14 protein-coding genes and 1 pseudogene are annotated in these 14,621 nt (G+C 59.5%); all 15 read right to left on the bottom strand.

Annotated elements, in window-relative coordinates:
• Positions 1-112: 112 nt before the first annotated feature.
• On the bottom strand, positions 113-1,126 hold the full coding sequence (locus tag ACFOJ9_RS01270) for a 1-aminocyclopropane-1-carboxylate deaminase (RefSeq protein WP_378976558.1): 1,014 nt from the start codon (positions 1,124-1,126) through the stop codon (positions 113-115).
• A 405-nt stretch (positions 1,127-1,531) separates the two neighbouring features.
• The gene (locus tag ACFOJ9_RS01265; RefSeq protein WP_378976556.1) at positions 1,532-1,807 is read right to left on the bottom strand and encodes an exopolysaccharide production repressor protein; all 276 of its coding nucleotides are present in this window, start codon (positions 1,805-1,807) and stop codon (positions 1,532-1,534) included.
• 1 nt (position 1,808) lies between these two features.
• Positions 1,809-2,125, bottom strand: a pseudogene (gene fdxB, locus ACFOJ9_RS01260) (ferredoxin III, nif-specific).
• Positions 2,122-2,325 (bottom strand): CCE_0567 family metalloprotein, encoded by a 204-nt coding sequence (locus ACFOJ9_RS01255; protein ID WP_378976554.1) that lies wholly within the window; start codon positions 2,323-2,325, stop codon positions 2,122-2,124. Before ACFOJ9_RS01255 ends, fdxB begins: the two are co-directional and overlap by 4 nt.
• Before the next feature lie 276 nt (positions 2,326-2,601).
• A complete protein-coding gene (locus ACFOJ9_RS01250) occupies positions 2,602-3,105 on the bottom strand; it encodes a phasin family protein (RefSeq protein WP_378976552.1) in 504 nt (167 codons plus the stop codon).
• 346 nt (positions 3,106-3,451) lie between these two features.
• Entirely contained in the window at positions 3,452-3,799 is a 348-nt protein-coding gene (locus tag ACFOJ9_RS01245) for a hypothetical protein (protein WP_378976550.1), read from the bottom strand.
• On the bottom strand, positions 3,754-4,641 hold the full coding sequence (locus ACFOJ9_RS01240) for a universal stress protein (protein WP_378976548.1): 888 nt from the start codon (positions 4,639-4,641) through the stop codon (positions 3,754-3,756). Before ACFOJ9_RS01240 ends, ACFOJ9_RS01245 begins: the two co-directional genes overlap by 46 nt.
• 267 nt (positions 4,642-4,908) lie before the next feature.
• Positions 4,909-5,694, bottom strand: a complete 786-nt coding sequence (locus ACFOJ9_RS01235) for a response regulator transcription factor (protein ID WP_378976546.1) — start codon at positions 5,692-5,694, stop codon at positions 4,909-4,911.
• A gap of 27 nt (positions 5,695-5,721) precedes the next feature.
• Positions 5,722-6,201 carry a NifX-associated nitrogen fixation protein gene (locus tag ACFOJ9_RS01230; protein WP_378976544.1) on the bottom strand — a complete coding sequence of 160 codons (480 nt, stop codon included), beginning with the start codon at positions 6,199-6,201 and terminating at the stop codon, positions 5,722-5,724.
• Positions 6,202-6,217: 16 nt separating this feature from the next.
• Complete coding sequence (gene nifX, locus ACFOJ9_RS01225) at positions 6,218-6,715, bottom strand: nitrogen fixation protein NifX (RefSeq protein WP_378976542.1); 498 nt, start codon at positions 6,713-6,715, stop codon at positions 6,218-6,220.
• Entirely contained in the window at positions 6,681-8,063 is a 1,383-nt protein-coding gene (nifN, locus tag ACFOJ9_RS01220) for a nitrogenase iron-molybdenum cofactor biosynthesis protein NifN (protein WP_378976540.1), read from the bottom strand. Before nifN ends, nifX begins: the two co-directional genes overlap by 35 nt.
• Before the next feature lie 9 nt (positions 8,064-8,072).
• Complete coding sequence (nifE, locus tag ACFOJ9_RS01215; RefSeq protein ID WP_378976538.1) at positions 8,073-9,563, bottom strand: nitrogenase iron-molybdenum cofactor biosynthesis protein NifE; 1,491 nt, start codon at positions 9,561-9,563, stop codon at positions 8,073-8,075.
• A 63-nt stretch (positions 9,564-9,626) separates the two neighbouring features.
• Entirely contained in the window at positions 9,627-11,168 is a 1,542-nt protein-coding gene (nifK, locus tag ACFOJ9_RS01210; RefSeq protein WP_378976536.1) for a nitrogenase molybdenum-iron protein subunit beta, read from the bottom strand.
• A gap of 132 nt (positions 11,169-11,300) precedes the next feature.
• A complete protein-coding gene (gene nifD / locus ACFOJ9_RS01205; protein ID WP_378976534.1) occupies positions 11,301-12,803 on the bottom strand; it encodes a nitrogenase molybdenum-iron protein alpha chain in 1,503 nt (500 codons plus the stop codon).
• A 101-nt stretch (positions 12,804-12,904) separates the two neighbouring features.
• The gene (nifH, locus tag ACFOJ9_RS01200; protein ID WP_095090555.1) at positions 12,905-13,798 is read right to left on the bottom strand and encodes a nitrogenase iron protein; all 894 of its coding nucleotides are present in this window, start codon (positions 13,796-13,798) and stop codon (positions 12,905-12,907) included.
• Between the last annotated feature and the right edge of the window lie 823 nt (positions 13,799-14,621).

The following is a 14,621-nucleotide window of genomic DNA, read 5'->3' as shown; positions in this document are numbered from 1 at the left end:
AATCAGACCACAAGTTTAGCGTCAGCGGCGGGTCATGGCGCTTCTGCCATACAGCAAGCATGTGTCGGTATCGCCGTCACGGCAGCGCGGCCTAATCGCAATCTGTCGAGCATCAGCCGTCGCGGAAGGTGTAGCCATAACCGTTGATAGCCGGCGCGCCGCCGAGATGTACGTAGAGGATTCTCGAGCCTTCCGGGAAGAAGCCTTTCTGGATGAGGTCGATCATCCCTTGCATCGATTTACCCTCATAAACGGGGTCGGTAATCATGCCCTCGAGCCGCGCGCATAGACGGATCGCCTCCTTGGTTTCCTCCGACGGAATGCCATAACGCGGGTACGCGTAGTCTTCGAGCAACACCACGTCATCTTCGACAGGTTCCATTTCGAGATCGACAAGCATCGCTGTCTGTTGGGCAATGCTGAGCACTTGGGCCTTGGTCTTTTCGGGCGTGGCAGAGGCATCGATACCGATCACTTTGCGCTGTCGGTTATCTCTTGCGAACCCGACGAGCATGCCGGCATGGGTTGAGCCTGTCACGGTGCAAACGACAATGTAGTCGAAAGCAAACCCAAGCTGTTTCTCCTGGGCGCGCACCTCCTCGGCGAAGCCCACATAGCCGAGGCCGCCATTTGGGTGGACAGAGGCGCCGGCGGGTATCGCATACGGTCTGCCGCCCCTCGCCTTGACCTCATAGAGCGCTTTTTCCCAACTGTGGCGGATTCCAATGTCAAAGCCCGCTTCGACCAGGCGCACCTCTGCTCCCATGATGCGGCTCAAGAGAATGTTGCCGACCCGGTCATAGACGGCATCCTCATGGGGAACCCAGCTCTCCTGAACCAGGAGGCATTTCATGCCGATCTTGGCGGCAACCGCGGCGACCATGCGGGTATGATTTGACTGCACGCCGCCGATGGTGACGAGCGTGTCGGCATCCGACGCGATCGCGTCGGGGACGATATATTCGAGCTTGCGCAGCTTGTTTCCGCCGAATGCGAGACCTGAGTTGCAGTCCTCCCGTTTGGCGTAGATTTCCACCTTGCCCCCGAGATGCTTGCCGAGGCGTTCGAGCTTCTCGATGGGCGTGGGTCCAAAGGTGAGCGGGTAGCGTTCGAACTTTTCCAGCATGTTTTCTCCATCAACGGTGATCGAGCTGAGACCAGCTTCGATCGGTCATTCGAAGGGGCCGTTTATTGAAGCCAGCTATGCTCTTGGACGTTGCAGAAGAGCCTCATCATACTTTCGAGCCCCCCTCGTCATGATCGAGACGAAGCAACTCGCATGCCGGCGTTCTGCGACGGCTATTATGTGCCCACGGTACCCAAGCGGCTGCATCTCCCGCCATTGGACGGCCCAGGATGCGGTCACATCTGGCATTTCAAGCGCACATATTTTGACGATCCGCTTAATGCCCCCTTGGTTGACCCAAAGTGGCGTGAGATTGACGTCTGACCTTGTCGCTGCGCCACAGAGCAGCGATGTGCCCCCCATCGAACGAGCTGAGGCACATTCGAAGGTTCATCCCTCATCTCGTCATGGTCCGACGGCTGGTTTCGAACTTCCTTCCCCTGCCGAAATGCTCAGCCCTTTTTCACCCGCTCTACAAGCGCTGGACCGCCAGACCAGAAACAGCACGCTTGCAAAATAAACCATCTGAAGCAGCAGCGAGCAGGCCAGCGTCGTGACGATTGCTAGACGGACAGAATGCGAGGCGAAGTAGACAATCACAGCGTTGCTGCAGAGAACCAGCACCAGGACGCAAAAAAAAGTTCTAAAAGGCAACGCCATTCTCCTCGTTTGTCTCGTCATGTCATGCCGCGACCTGGTCGGCCGCGACATGGTCTGACAGTTCTTCGGGCAGACGCGGGCGCAGGCTCCGCAGCCAATGCAGCGGCCGGCATGGTCGACCACCATCATCATGCGATTGAGCTCGCCATCGAAGTCATCGTCCTTGCCGTCGCAGGCACCGAGGATTTCACCGGCGTCATCGACGCCGTAAAGATGCATGACCCCGCGCGAGCAGACTTTAAAACAGCGGCCGCAGCCGATGCAGGTCGTGCCGTCGATAGCGGTCAGATATTGCGGCATCGCATAGGAGCCATCGCGGGTGACGAAAGTGCTACTCATGGTGAACTCTCCAACGCGGCGAGATCTCTCTTGGTAGCATCCAACTCGGCAAACACGTCGAACGTTTTTTCGGCGACCGCCTTGATCTCGGTCCAGTTTACCGGGAGGTCTTCAGCCAGGTCGTGCAATTCCATCTTCGCATTTCCCGCGCGCGATTGCAGTTTGCGGACTTTTCTCTGCAGTTCCTCAAGCCCTGACATGATCCCATTCCTCGAAAATCGTTCATCGCGCCGATGCCGCGTCGGTGAGAGCAGCGGTCGCATAAGTTTCGCGCCACCTCCGGCACGCTCCGAGACGTCTTTAAGGTGGACCCACATGCACCTGGGGAAGGGTTTTCACCTAACTGACCAACAGCCGGACTCATCAAAAAGACATGCGCCCGATGCACCGACGGCTCACCTCCATCATCGGCGGTGCCCTTAGAGCCGGCGGGCTACGGAGTCGAAAAGGATGACCTTTCAGTGCCGCCACCATCATCAGGTCGCCTCGAAGTCCGTCAGCGCTTTCTCCAAGACGTCGTTGATCGGCCTGGCGAGGTCCGCTGCCGCCACGATGGTGAGTGCTTGGAATTCCCTGGCCTGCTCCACACACATCTCAGCACTCTGGCGCAAGAAATTCGACTGCAGCTCGATGGCCTCCGACTGCGCCTTCGCGCCAACCAACGCCTGCAGATGCGAGAAGGCGGCCTCGGCGTTGGTCCGCAATAGTGCGACCGTCTCCAACGACAGTCCGTCGCCGACGGCTTTTGCGCTTTGGAAGATGGTTTTGAGCATTCTCCCGGCGTCTTCAGCATCCGACGCAAATTTGACAAGAGCTCCTGTCGACTGCTCGCTTGTTTCTTCGGCGACTGCAAGGAGATGACCGGAGGCTTTGGCGGGGTCTAATGCCAGGACGCAGGCAGTTCGATTCTTTTCGCCAGCTTTGTCTTCGGTCCTGGCCATTTCGTTTTCCTTCTGCTCGACCATTGCCTTGGCGGCCAAGCTCTTTGCATTGCCATGTGGCTCCGTCCGGCTGAGCTGGCCGGAGCCGATCTTTCGTATGTCCACGCGTTATTGACTATATCGGCGCACGGGGAGCGGCATAAAACCAGTCTTACGGACGCGATGGATTCTAACCTTAGCATAGAGGTCAAGCGAGATAATTAATTGTTGTGTTAAATTCTTTAAGCAATAATTGCATTTGTTATTTATATTTTAAATCGTTTCAGTTACGTGTCATTTTTGACGCACCCTTATTTTTGTTACAGTGAAAGCGACGACCATGCCGTTGCGGCCAAACCCTTGACCAGAAGCCTCAGCACGAGAAAAAGGGAATGATCCCGCACATTCAGCCGTCTGGCTTCTGGAGCAATGTGCGGATGTAAAGACGCCAAGGCGAAAGGCTGGTTTCAAAGCACTTCAGAGCCGCCGACATGGAGTTGATCTCCCTGGTGGCCTGCCCTGATGACACCTCGGAGAAAGTCGCGGCGAACGCGTGCGCACCAAGCCTCGCGAATTGCACCACACTCACGTTGCCCGGCCAGGCCGCTTCACACTGCTCCTCCCGGCCAAAAAGCTTCACTGGCATCTTCAAGCGGACTGCGGCATCAGGTGCACAAGGAACGGTCCCGATGAGCAGTCCGAACCCGGTCAGCGGGCCAGAAACAGCGGCAAGGCTGGCTTCCCAACGATCCATCTCGTGACGCCGCCGAAGAGCCGCTCACGCAGCCGGCGGCTGCCATAAGCGCCCATGACGATCATGTCGGCAGACGTGTCGATTGCGTGCTGTGCAAGCACCGCGGTCGCAGGTTTGCCGGCGCTCGGCAGGCGGTCGACCGCCACCCGAGCACCGTGCCGGGTGAGATAGGCTGCAATGTCGGCTCCGGGCTCCGCGCCGTTTGCGTTGCAGGTTGGCTCCGGATCGACGAGTGTGACACGAACTTCCTCAGCACGGGACAAGATATCCAGCGCTTCCCTAACCGCACGGGACGCCTCGACTCGCGAATCCCAGCAGACCACCACGCGCCGTGGCGACAGTGTCGCCTCAGCGCCCTTCGGCACAACAAGCACCGGCTTTCCCGTATCGAACAAGCTGCCGTTGACGACAGAAGGTCCAAGATGATCATCGTTCAGAAGTGCGGGTCCGACGATCGTGAGGTCGGCGCAGAGCGCCCGCTGTCGCACCGCGTCACCGACGCTGGCCTGATCGCAGTAGTCGGTATCGACGTCATAGCAAAGCCACATTGCTCTTAGCAGCGTCTGAATTTCCCTGGCTGTTTTTTCCAGTGTGGCCATGTCCTGTGAGAATCTCTCGATCTGCCTATACCGTTTTTCCAGTCTGGCGATAGCCTGTGCGCGTTGTCCAGGCCACTCGTGGATGCCATCGCCGAGTGGCGGAGACGCCATAACGAGCGGCGGAGGCGACATCACCAGAACCGAAAGATACGCCCCAACTTCGGCACACAAGGTGGCAGCTATTCTGACGTCCTGATCGCCATGGTCTGACCCCGTCACATTGAGTACGCTTCTGAAAGCCATTTGACTGCTTCTTTCTGAACATGTCCTTTAGCAGGCTGTTGAAAAAGGTTTTTGACCCTCTCAAAACTACCGAGATCGCTCTTACGCGTGCCAGAAAACTCAATGTTTTCAGCGAGAGAAATTGAGACGACTGGCCCTGCGAACCCAAAAAGCGGAAAATCGACGCTTGAACCCGACTTTTTCAACAGCCTGTTAGGCGCGTTTCAAAGCCCCGAAACTTGCCCTAAGCACGACGGGAATGGGGGAATGGCAGCAGCCGTTATCCATTCAGCCGTCCAGCTCCTCGAGTGAGTAGCCGGCCGATCTGACGGTACGGATGGCGAGGCCAGGCGAGGCCTCCTTCAGCGCCTTTCTGAGCCGGCTCATATGGACATCGACGGTGCGTACACCGACATGGATGTTGGCCGGCCAGGCCGCGCCGATCAGTTCGTCCCGAGTGAAGACCTTGCCTGGTGCCTCAAGCAAAAGCCGCAGCAGGTTGAACTCGATCGGCCCGAGATGGATCTCGTGGCCATTGCCACGAACCCGGTGGGCGTCGAGCTTCATCTCAAGCTTGCCACAGGAGAGCCAGCCGCCGTTTTCAAACCCGTTCGAACCCCGCTTCGTCAACGCCAGCTTCGCGCGTAGACAGTCGAGCAGCTTGGCTGGGGCGATCGGCCGCACAAAGCTCTCGTCAATGCCTGCCTTCAGGAGATCGAGGTGCTGGTTTTCGGCGCCGGGGGCAATCAGGGCAATAATGGGCAGGCTGCCGGTCCGAGGCTCCCGCTTGAGCCGGGCGCAGATTGCGGACCCGGTTATGCTCGCTGGCCCGCAGTCCAGCACCACGGCCTGGAATTCTCGTTCGTCGGCCCTTGCAAGTGCTTCCTTCGCGCCGCCTGCCGGCTCACTGGTAAATCCATCCACCTCCAATATGTGGCTGAGGAACAGATAGAACTCGGCATCTTGCGAACAGATCAGGACGAGTGGCTTCATCAGCGCTACCCCAACAACCGCATCGGCCTGGACCGCGTCGGCTGCGTGGGCTGGCCATCGCGGCTGCTCAAGACCTGACATGAACCCCCTGCTCGACAACCGGTTTCCTCACGCCCGTGCCACCTCGGGATAGGCCTCGATCGTTGCGATTGCATCGCCGGCCAGTTTCGTGCCGGCCGCTGCGAGCTTCCACAGCGTCTCGAAGCCGAACCGGTGGACGTCGCGCAGGGTCTTCGACAGAACGACCAGCCGCCCGGCCGTGAAAATGACGCGCCCAAAGCCTTCATGACTCATCTCCGTCACCGGAGATGCCATCAGCCCGGAGCGCTCCTCGATCGCAAGCCCGACGGCGGCGTAGAACTTATCGAGCCTCCACAGCACGTCCGGATCCGGATCGTCGACGATTGGGATCGCACGGCGCTGTTCCTTGGTGAGGATAAAGTCTCCCAGCAGCTCGGCATCCGGTTTGCCTTCCCATGACCCGTAGGAATCCTGCGCACGGATCAGCCGCACAAGGCATTTGACGAATGGAGTGGCAAGGGCCGCCTCGTCGTCGGCGATCGCAGGGCCAACTGCGGCATCAAACATTTCGTTTCTCCTCATCTCAGTCCTCGACCTCGAAGGACGGCTTCTTGTTGGTGGCGCCTGCCTCCGCCAGCACCTTGCGCAGCCAGGGGGGAGGACACGTCCTGAGCATCACCTGCGTGCGCAACAGCACCTCCTGAATGCTTTCCGGCTGAGGCACCTTGATCGGATGGATTTTCGCCGAAACAAGCTTCGCTGCCGAAGGCCCGCCGATCGCCAGGCAAAACAGGAGATGGCATCCCTTCAGGGCCTCCACCTTCGGCGTGATACGATCATCGCCCTCGGCCTGATGCTTCCCGCTCTGGTCGGAAACGTCGTCGAAGGCCACGGCTTCCACGAGACTCCATTCCTCGCGCGTCACGTCGTAGACGGCAAAGCGCCTGGCGGACCCGAAATGCGCATTGAGATCCTTCATGTCTTGCGTAGCGATTGCCACGCGCAATGCGCCTGCTGGTCGCTCACGCACGGGACCGTGGACTTCGTCAGGGACGACTGAGAGGCGGCGGACGGGACCCATCTGACGTTTCTCGCTTACCGAGTGGACAGAATTCCTCACGCGTCGGCGCCTGCCGGTTAGCCTGGAAAATGTTGGCAACCTCGAAAACCAGGTCGCGGGTGCCCTGATAGAGGATTGTGGGCTTGTGCTGGCTGCCGAGCCGGTCGAAGACGGGGAAGCCGACGCGCATGAGCGGAATGCCGAGGCGCTCTGCCGCCTGGCGTCCGTGCGAATGGGTGACGAGGAGATCGGCACTGGCGCCAAGAGTTTCCAGATCGCCGAGATCACCGATCTGAACCGACTGCGCCGGTACTTTTTCCAGAATTTTCGACATATCGGTCGTGGTGACCGCCGCGGCGATTTCGCAGCCCATGCCGATGAAGAAAGTTGCGAGTTGGTAGAGTTGGTCTGGTTCAGCTGCGATCGCAATTTTCTTGCCTCCGAAATGGAAATGTCCGTCGAGCAACGCATCCTGCAATTGTGCCCGGCGGCGGCGCACACCTGCCGGCACGTGCTCTCCCGAGATCGCGGACAAGAGCGAGACGAACCGGTCGGTGCTCTTCAATCCGGTCAGCGACTGAAACAGCACGTAAGGGACGCCCGTCACCTTCCGCAGCACCTCCGCCGAGCGACGCATGTGCTCGCCGATGGCGATGCAGTACTGGGCCGTGCCAAGTTCGCGGATACCCTCCACGCTGGTGCCGCCATAGGTGGTCGTGACCCAGCGCTCAGGCACGGTGCCGTCGAGCGAGCCGGAGACGTCCGGCAGGATCACCGGCTCGAGTCCGAAGTTTTCAATCATGTCACGCAAATGCTCGATGTCAGCCACGGTGAGGTTCCAGCCGGGGAGGATCGCGATCTTCTTTGACTGCCGCACCTGCTCGCCAGGGCGTGTAAGCCGTTCGATCATCGCGCTGACAGCCTTGGCCCAGCCCTCCTCGATTGCGCCTTCGAAATCCGGCGTATTGGCCAGCACGATCTCGGTGCCTGGGAGGTCTTGCGCGCGTTTCAGCCTGATGTCGGCGACGTCTCCTGCTGTATCTTCGCCACGGGTTTCGACCAGCGCCGTCGTGCAGACCCCGATCAGCTTCGGCTTCGTGCGAGCCTTGATGTTGAGGATCGCCTCTTCAAGATTGTCCGCCCCGCCGAGGATCGTCGTCACCTCGTCCATCGCGGTGGTCTGCAGCGGGATGGCTTCCTTGAAATGCCGTACCAAGAGCACGAGCGCGAAGCTGGTGCAGCCCTGGCTGCCGTGGAACAGCGGCATCGCGCCTTCGACCCCAAGAAAGGCCAAGGCGGCACCGAGCGGCTGTGACGACTTCAGCGGATTGACCGCGGCTGATTTGGTCTGGGAAAGGATGCGGGACATCGGCTTTCCTCAACACTCGCCGAAATCGCCGGCCGTCGGGCCGGCGAATTCTTCGGCAGCGTGCAAGGTCGCGGCCTCGCTCCTGGTACCCGGCAGTTCGTCCTTCACATGAGCCTGGCAATCCCACGGGGCCGGTTCGCGCACCTGGTGCCAGATCGGGTTATGAATGGCGAGATCGATCTGGCGTACGAGTTCCACCATGCCGTCATAGCCGGCATAAGCATGCTGGCGCTCCTGGTTGATATCGAGCCAGGGCGTCTTGGCCTTGAGCGCAATGAATTGCGTGCGCCCGCCCGACAGCATGATATCGGCCTTTTGTTCTGAGAGCATGGCGTAAAGGTCGCGCGCTGGCATCTGCTCGAACATGTGGTTGTCGTCCTTGAGGATCTGTTTGATGCGCTCCTTGTCTTCGAGCGTGGATTTTTTTACCGAGGTGCCGACGATCTCGATGCCGATCTCCGTCAGCGCGTGGACGACTGACCATGACTTGACACCACCTGTGTTGAGCAACACGCGCTTGCCTTGCAGCCGCGGCCGGAAAGCCTCGAGCTTCTTCCACGCAATCGCCTCCTCCTGTGCAATCAGCGTCTCTGTGCGATCGAGGATCTGTCGATCGGCGCCTTTCCTCACCAGCAGTTCAGCAATGTTGCGAAGTGCTTCGGAGGTATCGGTGATGCCGTAGAAGGAGCCCTCGAAGAACGGGATGTCCCAGCGCTCCTCCATCTTGCGAGCCAAGTTGATAAGTGCGGTCGAGCACACCACCATAGCCGCCCGGGCGCGGTGAGCCGACGCAACGTCGATGTATCGCGCGTCCCCCGGAATGCAGGCGCGCACCCGGATGCCAAGCCGATCGAGCAGCGGCTTCACCAGCCAGAACTCACCCGATAGGTTGAATTCGCCAAGGATGTTGATGTCGTGGGGCCCGGCGTCGTCGGGTTCCACGGTGCCGATGACGTGTTCGAGCAAAGCCTCGCCGGCGAGCTTGTTTCCGAGGTTCTTCGACCCGGCCAGGCCCGGCGCATTGACCGGCACCACGGCCAAGCCGAATTTTTCCCCCGCGCGCTTGCAGACGGCCTCGATGTCGTCGCCGATCAGCGCCGTTACGCAAGTCGAGTAGACGAAGATTGCTGGCGGCGCATGTGCCTCCTTGATCTCGCGGATCGCTTTGAAAAGTTTACGCTCGCCCCGCCCCATCACGATGTCGAGTGCGGCGAGATCGGTGGTGAAGCTAGTGCGCCACAGCGTTGGCCCGGATGAAGCCGAGCCGCGGTTGTCCCAGGAATTGCCCTCGCATGCGAGCGGCCCATGGACCAGGTGCGCAACGTCGGTGATCGGCTGCAGCACGATCTTGGCGCCATCGAAGGCGCAGCCGCCGGCTGCCGCTCCCGGCGTCAGCGGCTTTGCGCAGCCCTGTTTGCGCGCTTTGGCATCCTTGCCACGGTTCTTATCGCAGGCGGGCTCGTTGAAGACATCCTGAATCTTGGCGCTGAGCGAGGACATTTGATCGGTCTCCAAAAGGCCAGTGAAAGGTGGCCGGCTTCGACGAAAGGCCGGTCGCAGCGCTCAGCGGGTGAGGTCATAGGAATAGTCCGTCACGCCCGTCTGGCTCGTCTCGCGATCGAGCTTGTCGAAGATCTTGTCGAGGATCGCCGTCAGCACGCGTAGCCCGCCCTGGTAGCCCATGAGCGCAAAGCGATGGTGATGATGCCGGTCGAAGATCGGAAACGTCAGCCGTATCAGCGGCGTGCCGGTGTCGCGCTCCAGATACTTGCCATGGGAATTGCCGATCAGCAGGTCCACCGGCTCGGTGAAGAGCAGTGAGCGCATCGCCCACAGGTCCTTGCCCGCCCACACTTGGGCATCCTTGCCGTACGGTGAGGAACCAAGCAGTTCCTTCAACTCGGCTTGCCATGCCGATGTGCCGTTGGTGGCTAGGCAATGTGTCGGCTCGCCGCCGGTTTCCATGACGAAGCGGGCCATGGCGTAGACGAAGTCCGGATCGCCGTAGATCGCGTATTTCTTGCCGTGCAGCCAGGACTGGCTGTCCGCCATGGCATCAATCAGTCGGCCGCGCTCCAGGCGGATTGTCTCGGGGATCTCCTTGCCGGAAATCGCCGAGACCTTCATCAGCAATTCGTCGGTCGCCTGGACGCCGAGCGGATAATGGAACGGGGCCGTCGCCTGCCCGACTTCCTCGCAATACTCAAGCGTTTTTCGGGTGTTGTAACGCTGTAGTGAAACTGTCGCCTCGGCGTTAAGTGCCTTCTTCACGTCTTCAATCTTCGTGCCGCCGTCGTACATGCGGTATTCGCCGTCCGACGGCGTGTCGAACTGGTCAGAGGCGTCCTGGATGAAGGTGTAGGACACGCCCATCAGATCGAGCAGGCGCTTGAGTTCACGGTTGTTGCCGACGCAGAAGCCGTCGAAGCCCGGGATGATGTTGATGGTTCCCTTGACTTGACTGCGTTCCTGTCCTTTCCAGAAGTGCTCCAGAATGCCCTTGACCATGCCGTCATAGCCATCGACATGGCTGCCGACGAAAGCCGGCGTGTGGGCAAAGGGCACGTCGAAATCGCGCGGGACGGAGTTTTCGTCCTTGGCATTCTCGATGAAGCTGTGCAGGTCGTCGCCAATGACCTCGGCCATACAAGTCGTGGAGACGGCGATCATCTTCGGGTCATAGAGTTGGTAGGTGTTGGCTAGCCCATCGACCATGTTCTTCAGGCCGCCGAAAACCGCCGCATCTTCCGTCATCGAGGAGGAAACCGCCGAAGCAGGCTCCTTGAAATGGCGCGACAGGTGCGAGCGGTAGTAGGCCACGCAGCCCTGGCTGCCATGGACGAAGGACATCGTTCGCTCGAAGCCCGCGGCCGCGAACACCGCCCCGAGCGGCTGGCAGGCCTTGGCGGGGTTCACCACAAGCGCTTCGCGGGCGAGATTCTTTTCGCGGTATTCCCAGGTCTTGGTGAATTCACGTTGATCGGTGACGATCTGATCGGGGTGCGGACATTCGAAATTCAGCTTCTTCTCGGCGAGCATCTGCCTATATTCCGGCTCGCGGAACAGAGGAGCGTGGTCGAGAATTTTTTCAGCCGACTGCGGCATTGGTGGTTACCTCTTTTTCATCTGGCCTCGCCATATGGCGGCTCAGGGACGTCGAGCGTTTCAGGTCTCCCGCGGATCGCGGGCGCAGGCGTTCATCGTCTCCCTTGGGGAGACCAAGCTGAGCACAGGTGGTTATTCGGCAGCCAACGCTTGCCCATGGCTCGGGCTCTTTTTCCAGGGGGCCTGGAATAGGTCCCAGACCGGGTTGTTGATGGCAAGATCCACGTCGCGGGCGAAAATGGCAAAGCCGTCATAGCCGTGATATGGTCCTGAATAATCCCAGGAGTGCATTTGCCGGAACGGTATGCCCATCTTCTGCACCGGGTACTTTTCCTTGATGCCCGAGCCGACCAGATTAGGGCGAACCCCCTCGATGAACTTCTCCAACTCGTAACCGGTCACGTCGTCATAGATCAGCGTGCCGTTCTTCACGTAATGGCTGGTGCGCTGATAGTCGTCATTGTGGGCGAACTCATAGCCCGTGCCGACGATCACCATGCCGAGATCTTCGTAGGCCGTGATGACGTGACGGGGTCGCAGGCCGCCGACATAGAGCATGACGGTATTGCCTTCGAGGCGCGGCCGGTACTTGGCAATGACCGCATCGACAAGCGGCCTGTACTTGGCGATGACCTTCTCGGTCTTCTCCTCGATTTCAGGCCCAAAATGCTTGGCTATCTTGCGCAGAGAGGATTCGATCTGAGAGGGGCCGAAGAAATTGTATTCCATCCAGGGGATGCCGTATTTTTCCTCCATGTGCCGGCAGATGTAGTTCATCGACCGGTAGCAATGGATGAGATTGAGCTTGGCCTTCGGCGCGCGCTCGATTTCGGCGAGCGTAGCATCGCCCGACCAGTTGCCGACCACGCGCAGCCCTATCTCCTCCAGCAGGATGCGAGAGGCCCAGGCGTCGCCACCGATATTGTAGTCGCCGATGACGTTGACGTCATAAGGACCGGCTTCGAATTCGACTTCCTTCTTCTCGAAGACCCAATCGCGGATCGAATCGTTGGCGATGTGGTGGCCAAGCGATTGCGAGACGCCGCGGAAGCCCTCGCAGCGTACCGGCACGATCGTCTTTTCGAGCTGCTTGGCCTTGTTGCGGGACACAGCTTCGGTGTCGTCGCCAATCAGGCCGATCGGGCATTCCGATTGCACGGTCATGCCGTTGTTGAGGGGAAACAGTTCCTCGATCTCGTCGATGATCTGTTCCAGCTTCTTGTCGCCGCCGAAAACAATGTCCTTCTCCTGGAAGTCGGAGGTGAACTGCATTGTCCCGAACGTGTCGATGCCCGTCGTACCGACATAGTAGTTGCGGCGCTGCGACCAGGAGTATTGCCCGCAGCCGACCGGTCCGTGCGAGATATGGACCATATCCTTGACTGGACCCCACACCACGCCTTTAGAGCCGGCATAGGCGCAGCCGCGAACCGTCATCACGCCCGGAATGGACTTGATGTTCGACTTGACGTCGCATTCGGAGACGACCTCGCCTTCCTCGCCAGCCTCTTCTCCGCTCTTAGCAACGCTAAGGTGCTTTTTGCGGCGCTTGGCCGCCTTGTCGGGATATTGCGACAGCACCTCCTCGACAAGCTTCGCATGGAGAGCGCCGTCATTCTCGTATTCCAGGCTCATGGGATCCCTTTTAATGGTTCGGGTGACGCCTCATTGAGGAGGCGCCGTTCTTTGAAAAGGCGCGCCAGCTCCAGGTCCGCGCCTCGCGGCGGCAGGAGCGGTTATTGGGCGACCGCCTTGACGGTTTCCTTGGCCTGAAGTTCGGCAAGCATCTGCTCGTCGGTCTTCATGATGCCGAAGTCGAGCAGCATGTCCTCGAGCTCCTCCATGGTGATCGGGGTCGGGACGGTGCCCTGGCCGGAATTGCCATGAATCTTCTCGGCCAGCGCGCGGTATTCCCCCGCCTGCTTGGAGTTCGGCGCATACTGGATGACTGACATCTTCCTGAGCTCAGCGTGCTGAACGATGTTGTCGCGCGGCACAAAATGGATCAGCTTGGAATTGAGCCTGGCGGCCAGTGCTTCGGCAAGGTCGAGCTCGCGGTCGGTTTGGCGTTCGTTGCAGATCAGGCCGCCGAGCCGCACGCCGCCCGAATGGGCATATTTCAGGATGCCCTTGGCGATGTTGTTGGCGGCATAAAGCGCCATCATCTCGCCGGACATGACGATGTAGATTTCCTGCGCCTTGTTCTCGCGGATCGGCATCGCGAAGCCGCCGCACACGACATCGCCGAGCACGTCGTAGGATACATAGTCCATACCGTCATAGGCGCCGTTCTCCTCAAGGAAGTTGATCGAGGTGATGACGCCGCGGCCGGCACAGCCGACACCCGGCTCGGGGCCGCCGGACTCCACGCACTTGATGCCTTTGTAGCCGACCTTGAGCACATCCTCGAGTTCGAGGTCTTCCACCGAGCCTTCCTGCGCCGCGAGATGTAGGACCGTATCCTGCGCCTTTGCGTTCAGGATCAGGCGGGTGGAGTCGGCTTTGGGGTCACAGCCGACGATAAGGATCTTCTGCCCGAGGTCGACAAGTGCGGCGAGTGTATTCTGGGAGGTGGTGGATTTGCCGATCCCCCCTTTGCCGTAGAATGCGATCTGACGCAGACCTGACATGTAGCGTTCCTTCCTTCTTTTCACCCATCGCGGCTGCCCGCGACATGAATGCCGGTCGGCAGCTCTCGCCGCCTCGTACTCAAGGTTTCAAGACTCGTGCCAACTTGCCTGATAGGGTCGAAGAAGAATTTCGTGTTATCTTTTCAGCTATTTAGCCTAAGGACAAAACAACATATTGGCCAAACACGCCTGTGTCGTGGACCCGACAAAAGCGACAGAAGGTGGCAGATGGCGTAAAAAGAGACGAGATCGTAAATCGTCGCGCGTCGGGCATATTGATGACAATGGGTCGCGAATTCAGGCAGCAGCGAGGTGAGCAATCTGACGCTGTGGCCAGGGCGAGGAGGCGGGGAACGGTAGCGGCGATAAGCGGATTGGGGCCATCCTGTATATGCACGCTTCATCGTACAAATTCGTCAGCCCTCTGTTAATTTTACGATGTCCAACGGGCATGCCCGACGTCGTGCCGGTGCGGCGACAGAAGGGCGAGCATGCCTTCGGCGAGGACTGGATGGAGCTATGTCGTCTGCTCACTTGCCAGCTATCAACATCAAAACCACATCCTCGCCTATAACGGGTAACCGCCATCCTTGGCGCGCCGATCTCGATGAGCGGCCTGAACCCTCAAATTATGTGGGCGCCAAGAGGAAAACGCTGCCGTACCGGTTTCACAGATCTTGACCGCGATAGGTTACCAGCGGCGGGTTCGAAAATGGAAATGGCTACGCCTACCGCCAATACGGTGCCGACAGTCGCGACGATCTGACCGATGGCGGATAGACTTCCGCCGCCTCCGCTGCCGCCATTGGGAAATAGATTTGTT

It is taken from the genome of Mesorhizobium cantuariense (genome assembly GCF_042647205.1).
In the GTDB taxonomy this organism is placed as follows: domain Bacteria; phylum Pseudomonadota; class Alphaproteobacteria; order Rhizobiales; family Rhizobiaceae; genus Mesorhizobium; species Mesorhizobium cantuariense.
Note: the sequence above shows the minus strand (reverse complement) of the source record. Positions and strands in the feature narration are given on the sequence as shown.